Source organism: Roseomonas sp. TAS13 (genome assembly GCF_001950415.1).
Taxonomy (GTDB): Bacteria; Pseudomonadota; Alphaproteobacteria; order Acetobacterales; family Acetobacteraceae; genus Roseomonas; species Roseomonas mucosa.
Window position 1 is genome coordinate 1 of record NZ_BDLP01000260.1, and the last position, 6,285, is coordinate 6,285.

Here is a 6,285-nt window from a genome sequence, read left to right on the forward strand (position 1 = left end):
GCACAGTGGCCCGCCCCAGGCCAGGGCCAGGCCCCAGGTCAGGCCCCCGGCCATGGCGGCATACCCTTCCCACCGCCGGCCGCCGGCCCGCCGCAGAACGCACCGCCGCCTTTCGCGCCGGCACAGGCATCCTGGCCTCCCCCGGCGATGCCCCAGAGCAGTTTTCCGGGTGGCTTCCAGGCAAGCCACCCGACCTGGTCCGCCTCCGCGCCGCTCCCGGCCGTGCCCTGGGACGCGCTGCGGCCTCCGGTCCATCCTGCCCCGCAGCCTGCTGCCCCAAAGGCGGAATATCCCATGCCCCATTCGCCGCAGCCCGCCCCGGCGCCGCACTGGCCGCCCGCCGCTCCGTCCGGCAACGCCGCATGGCCGTCGGAGCAGGGCACCGGCTTCGCCCCGTCCCAGCCGGGATTTCCGCCCCCGGTGGCGAATGCCCACCCGCTGGCGCCTCCCTCATACCCGGCCCCGTCCGGCTGGCCGGATTCCACCCGCAACACGCCAGCCGCATCCTGGCCGCCGCCTTCCGCCATGCCCCCCTCCATCCCGCCGGGCCCCGCGCCCGCGGCCTCCGGTCATCCGGGACCCGCGCAGCCGCCGCCGCGTGCCGCCGAGATGGATTTCGCGCTCCTCGCCGCCGTGGACCATGCCATGGCGGACCTGCGTGCCGCGGTGAACGCGCCGCAGCCGGCCGCCGGCAGCCTTTCGGAGCTGCTGCGCGGCATCGCCAACGCGACGACGCCCTCTCCCTTCTCTCCGGACCAAAGGTAGGCCCAGCGTGCCGCTGATCTGCATGGCATCGCCGAAGGGCGGGGTGGGCAAGACCACCCTGGCGGCGAACATCGCCCACAGCCTCTCCCGGGCCGGGCGCCGAGTCCTGGTCATGGATTTCGATCCGCAGAACGCGCTGCGGCTGCATTTCGGCCTGTCCCTCGGCGACCAGCTCGGCTGGGCCTCGGGCATGCCCGACCGGCCCGACTGGCACCGGGCGCTGCGGCAGACCGCCTCGGGGGTCGCGCTGCTGCCCTTCGGGATGATCGACCTCGCGCGGGCGCTGGCGCTGGACGGACTGCTCGGCCAACAGCCGGAACTGCTGCTCGGTCCCATGCGGGCCATGCTGGCCGACGAGACCCTGCTCATCATCGCCGACCTGCCGCCCGGTCCCTCCCGCAGCCTGGCCCTGCTGGCGCCGCTGGCGAACCTCGTGGTCTGCGTCCTCAAGGCAGAGGCGATGAGTGCCGCCCTGATGCCGGAGGTCGAGAGCGGCCGCTTCGCCGGCATCGGCATGGGCACCGTCGATACGCATCGGCTGCGGGTGGTGATCAACGAGGTGGACCTGCAGTTGCGCCTGTCCCGGGCCGCGGCGGAGGCGGTGGCGCGCCATGCCGGCTGGCGTCTGCTGGGCGCGGTGAGCCGGGACGAGGCGGTGATGGAAAGCCTCGCCTGCCAGCGCCTCGTGGCCGACCAGGCGCCGCAGTCGCGCGCCGCAACCGACCTGCGGGAGGTGGCGGGGGCGATCGCCGCCTGCGTCCCCGTCCAGCAGCAGCCCGTGCCCGTCAGCATGTGGGGGGGACGATGACCCGTCTCGCGCAATTCTTCGAGCGCCTCTCGCGCGGCCGTGCCGGGGCGCTCCTGCTCACGGCGGCGGGGCTGCTGCTCGCCATGCCCTTCGTGGTAGCGCCGCTGGAGGCACAGCAGCAGACCTGGCTGGCGGTCGCCTGTTTCCTCGTCTTCCTGCTGGCCTCGCGCCTGAAGGGGCGGGGGGCGAACTTCTTCCTGGTCATGCTCTCGGTGCTGATCTCGGCGCGCTACCTGTACTGGCGCCTGACCGACACGCTCGACTTCTCGGGCTTCTGGGCGCCCCTGCTGGGCATGGGCCTGCTGCTGGCCGAGCTCTACGCGGTGATCGCGCTGCTGCTCGCCTATCTCCAGTCGATCTGGCCATTGGAGCGCAAGCCGGTGCCGCTGCCGGAGGACCCGGCGGAATGGCCCGTGCTCGACATCTTCATCCCGACCTACAACGAGCCGCTCTCGGTGGTGAAGCCATCCGTCTTCGGTGCGCTGGCGATGGACTGGCCGAAGGACAAGATGAACGTCTACATCCTCGACGACGGGCGGCGCGAGGAGTTCCGTGCCTTCGCCGAGGATATCGGCTGCGGCTACATGATCCGCCCCGACAACAAGGGCGCCAAGGCCGGCAACATCAACCATGCCCTGACCAAGACGAATGGCGAGTTCGTCGTCATCTTCGACTGCGACCACGTGCCGGTACGCGCCTTCCCGCAGATGACGCTGGGCTGGATGCTGCGCGACCCGAAGATCGGCATGCTGCAGACGCCGCACCACTTCTACAGCCCCGATCCCTTCGAGCGGAACCTGGCTTCCGGCCTGCGCGTGCCGAACGAGGGGCTGCTGTTCTACGGGCTCATCCAGCAGGGCAACGACCTGTGGAACGCGACCTTCTTCTGCGGCTCCTGCGCCGTGCTGCGGCGGACGGCGCTGGAGGAAGTGGGCGGCGTGCCGCACCAGACGGTGACGGAGGACTGCCACTGCTCGCTGAAGATGCAGCGGCGCGGCTGGCGCACCGCCTATATCCGCCTGCCGCTGGCGGCGGGGCTGGCGACCGAGCGCCTGGCCCTGCATATCGGCCAGCGCATGCGCTGGGCACGCGGCATGATCCAGATCTTCCGCGTGGACAACCCGTTCCTTGGCGGTGGGCGCCTGAACTGGACGCAGAAGTTCTGCTACGTCTCCTCGATGTGGCACTTCATGTTCCCGCTGCCACGCTTCGTCTTCCTGACCTCGCCGCTGGCCTTCCTGATCTTCGGGCAGAACCTGATCGCGGCCTCGCCCCTGGCCATCGCCGCCTATGCCGGACCGCATGTGATCCATGCCGTGGCCACCAACAGCCGCCTGCAGGGCTCGGTGCGGCATTCCTTCTGGTCGGAGATCTACGAGACCGTGCTGACCCTCTGGCTGCTGCCGGTCATGCTGGCGACGCTGCTCGACCCCAAGAAGGGCAAGTTCAACGTCACCGACAAGGGCGGCGTGCTGGACGAGGGCTTCTTCGATGTGCGCGCCGTGTATCCCAATGCCGTGCTGGCGCTGGTGATGTTCGGCGGCCTGGTCCTCGGCATCTGGGGGCTGCTGAGCAGCGGGACGGGCACGCTGGCCTTCCAGGCCTATGCGCTGAACACGCTCTGGCTGTCGCTGTCGCTCTTCATCGTGCTGGCCGGGATCGCGGTCGGGCGCGAGCGGCGGCAGGTGCGCGAACGCTCCCGGGTCGCCGCGCGGCTGCCGGCCTCGGTGATGCTGCCGGACGGCCGGGTGCTGGAGGGGCACAGCGTGGACCTCTCGCTGGGCGGCGCGGCGATCGAGGCCGCGGCGCCGGACAACCTCGCCCCGGACCAGGCGCTGGTCGTGGAACTGGCGGTGGGCCCGGACCGCGTCGCCCTGCCAGCCCAGGTGATGCGTTGGCAGAACAACAAGCTCCAGCTCCGCTTCACGCCGCAGAGCCTGCGCGACGAGGGCAACATCACCCGCGTCGTGCTCGGCCGTGCGGATAGCTGGGTGCACTGGGACCACGTGCGCCGCGACCGTCCGATGCGCGCGCTCTACGAGGTCGGCGTCAGCATCCGCGGGCTGTTCCGCGGCGACAGCCAGCTTTCCCTGCGGCGCAACCGCCGCCCGGTGCCGGGCGGCCTGTCGCCGGCGCAGGCCGCCAGCCCGGCCAGCATGGCCGTGGTCGCGGCAAGGCGGATCAAGGCTCTGGGCATGGTTCTCTCCTCATCGGAGCTCGGGTTCGTCCGGGGGGACACGGGCGATCAACCACCCCGGCGCGGGAAGGTTGCCACCTTGTCCCCGTCGCATGGCGGCATGGGGGCGGAAGCATGGCGCTTCCGCGCGCCGGGGTGGCAGGGACGCGGGCGGCGCCCTGGGAAAGCCGCTTCCCGAGGGAGGCGCCACCCCTTGGAAAAGGTCACCCCAGGCCGACCAGCGCCTTTAGGTCCACCTGCGGCCGGGCGCCGAAATGCGCGATGACCTTCGCCGCCGCGACGCTGCCCCAGCGGCCGCATTCGCCTGGCGGCAGGCCGCGCGTATGGGCGGCCAGGAAGCCCGCCGCATAGGCGTCGCCCGCGCCGGTCGTGTCCACCACCTGCGTCGGCACGGCGGCGACCTCGTGCACCTGTCCGTCCATGGCCACGATGCTGCCCTTCTCGCTGCGGGTCAGCACGGCCACCCGCACCTCGCGCTGCGCCGCCGCCAGCGCCTCCTCGAAGCTCTCCGTCTCGTAGAGGCTCAGGATCTCGGTCTCGTTGGCGAAGAGGATATCCGTGCGCTCCTGCACGAAGGCGCGGAAGGCGTCGCGGTGGCGGCTGACGCAGAAGGGGTCGGACAGGGTGATCGAGACCTCCCGCCCCGCCGCCCGGGCGATGTCGGCGGCGACGCGGAAGGCCTGCTGCGCCGCCGGCGGGTCGAAGAGATAGCCCTCCATGTAGGTCACCTTGGCCCCGCGCACGGCGGCCTCGTCCACGTCGGAGGGACCGAACTCGACACAGGCGCCGAGATAGGTGTTCATGGTCCGCTGCCCGTCCGGCGTCACCAGGATCAGGCAACGCGCGGTGGGCGTGCCGCCGGTCGAGGGCGCGGTCGGGAAGTGCACGCCGATGGCCCGCATGTCGTGCGCGAAGACCTGGCCGAGCTGGTCGTCGGCAACCTTGCCGAGATAGCCCACCTTCGCCCCGAGCCCCGCCGCCACGGCGCAGGTGTTGCCGGCGGAACCGCCGCTGCTCTCCGTCCCCGGCCCCATCACCGCGTAGAGCGCATCGGCCTCGGCGGTGTCGACCAGCCGCATCTCGCCCGGCGTCAGGCCCTGCCGCCGCAGCAGCTCCGGCTCGGCGCGGGCGATCACATCCACGATGGCATTGCCGATGCCGAGGATGTCGAGGGACGGGGCGGTCATGCGCGGACTCCGGAATGGGAATGCGGGCGTAGCAGGCATGGCGCCGGACGTCAGCATGCCGGGGGGATTCCGCCTCCCTGGGCTGGGATGGCGATTCTGCCACACCTGCCGTGCCGATCAGCCACAATTGATGATCGTCACGCCAGCGTGCTAGCCGGTGGGTCCCGGAAGTGCGCGGCGGGGGCCGCGCCAGCCGGGACCGCCGGGCCGAGGGGAGACCGTTCCGGTGGGTGCTCAACGCAAAAAAGGGGGAGCAGCTTCATGTCCGTCTTCCGACGCAAGCGGGAGGATGCTGTTCCACCCGCGCCCGAGGCTTCGTCGGCCGCAGTGCCTGTTGCCCGTGATCCAGAACTGACCGTGCCGCCCTTCCGCCCGGCGCCGCCGGCGGGCGCCGCCGCCAAGGACACCGCCATGAGCCTGCCGCCGAAGCCGAACGCCATGCCGGGCCTGCCCCAAGGCATGAACCCCGGAGGGATGAATCCCGGAATGAACAACGCGCCCAACGCCCAGCCCAGCCCCTTCCCCGGCGCGCAGCCGCGCCCCGGCGCGCCGTCCGGCCCCATGGGTGGCCCGCTGCCCGCCTCGGCCGCGCCGCAGCGCCCGCAGGCGCCGCAGGAGGCCGAGCGCCGCACCCTCGTGGTCGGCAAGGGCATCAGCCTGCAGGGCACCGTCTCGGATGCCGAGCGCCTGGTGGTCGAGGGCACGGTCGAGAGCCAGATGATCCACGCCCATGAGCTGAACATCAGCGGCACCGGCGTGTTCAAGGGCGAGGTCGAGGTCGAGAACGCCGAGGTCGCCGGCGTGTTCGACGGCACCATCACCGCCCGCGGCAACCTCGTCATCCGCGCCACCGGCCGGGTGCTGGGCGTGGCCCGCTGCCGCCGCCTGCAGGTCGAGGATGGCGGCCAGCTTTCCGGCCGCATGGAGATGCTGACGGACAACAACCCGCCGCGCATGGGCGTGCCGGCCTTCCCCAGCGCCGAGCCCGCCGAGGTCTGATCCATGGGGCGGCACCGTGCCGCCGCACACCGGAAGCAAGGGGGCGGGCTCTTCAGGGCCTGCCCCCTTCTTCTTGCGCTCCTTGCGGCGCCCCTGCTGGCCGCCTGCGCGGGACCGGCGGACGGGCTGCCGGACCGCAGCGCGGTCCTGGACGAGGTGATGCGGAACTACCGCGCCAGCCTGATCGCCGTGTCCGGCGAGAACCCGCTTCCCGCCGGGGCGGCAGGCGGAAAGGCGGAACCGGCGGCGGTGCAGCCCGCCATGGCGCTGCGCCCCGGCGTCCCGCCCGCCAGCGTGGCGAGCCTGCGTGGCCAGACGGGCCCCGCCGT

The 6,285-nt window shown here is 72.0% G+C and carries 5 protein-coding genes; 4 read left to right on the plus strand and 1 reads right to left on the minus strand.

Going from position 1 to position 6,285, the window contains the following annotated elements:
* The first annotated feature begins 294 nt into the window (after nt 1–294).
* The 3 genes from ROTAS13_RS17370 to bcsA are packed head-to-tail and all read left to right on the plus strand — an operon-like array spanning nt 295 to nt 4,035.
* Entirely contained in the window at nt 295–765 is a 471-nt protein-coding gene (locus ROTAS13_RS17370; RefSeq protein ID WP_075822965.1) for a hypothetical protein, read from the plus strand.
* 7 nt (nt 766–772) lie between these two features.
* Entirely contained in the window at nt 773–1,573 is an 801-nt protein-coding gene (gene bcsQ, locus ROTAS13_RS17375) for a cellulose biosynthesis protein BcsQ (protein ID WP_019461157.1), read from the plus strand.
* The gene (gene bcsA / locus ROTAS13_RS17380) at nt 1,570–4,035 is read left to right on the plus strand and encodes a UDP-forming cellulose synthase catalytic subunit (RefSeq protein WP_075822966.1); all 2,466 of its coding nucleotides are present in this window, start codon (nt 1,570–1,572) and stop codon (nt 4,033–4,035) included. The genes bcsQ and bcsA overlap by 4 nt, the downstream gene beginning before the upstream one ends.
* Here the strand turns inward: bcsA and ROTAS13_RS17385 are convergent.
* The gene (locus ROTAS13_RS17385) at nt 3,974–4,957 is read right to left on the minus strand and encodes an adenosine kinase (RefSeq protein WP_075822967.1); all 984 of its coding nucleotides are present in this window, start codon (nt 4,955–4,957) and stop codon (nt 3,974–3,976) included. The genes bcsA and ROTAS13_RS17385 overlap by 62 nt on opposite strands.
* A 261-nt stretch (nt 4,958–5,218) precedes the next feature.
* On the opposite strand from ROTAS13_RS17385, the gene ROTAS13_RS17390 reads away from it, so the two are divergent.
* A complete protein-coding gene (locus ROTAS13_RS17390; protein ID WP_171979137.1) occupies nt 5,219–5,956 on the plus strand; it encodes a polymer-forming cytoskeletal protein in 738 nt (245 codons plus the stop codon).
* Nucleotides 5,957–6,285 lie beyond the last annotated feature (329 nt).